Raw genomic sequence first — 236 nt, 5'->3', positions numbered from 1 at the left:
AGTTAACATTAATAAACTAAATGATTTAGATAGTTTTAATTGTTTCATGATACGACTACCTCTCTAAACATGCCGGCATCCATATGGAATAATAAATGGCAATGCCAAGCCCAGCGCCCTACATCGTGAGGGGTGGTTAAAAAGCTGATTCTTTGTGCGGGTTGAACAGGTATTGTATGACGTCGCACTTGCACATCACCTTGCTCGTTTTCTAAATCACTCCACATACCATGCAG

Annotated in this window: 1 protein-coding gene; it reads right to left on the bottom strand. The window is 40.7% G+C overall.

The annotated features are described in order from the left end of the window. Positions 1-44 precede the first annotated feature (44 nt). Positions 45-236, bottom strand: a 192-nt coding sequence (locus tag CXF76_RS00845; RefSeq protein WP_157823331.1) for a multicopper oxidase domain-containing protein, incomplete at its 5' end; no start/stop codon positions are given.

The organism is Pseudoalteromonas sp. 78C3 (genome assembly GCF_002836695.1).
In the GTDB taxonomy this organism is placed as follows: Bacteria; Pseudomonadota; Gammaproteobacteria; order Enterobacterales; family Alteromonadaceae; genus Pseudoalteromonas; species Pseudoalteromonas arctica.
Note: the sequence above shows the minus strand (reverse complement) of the source record. Positions and strands in the feature narration are given on the sequence as shown.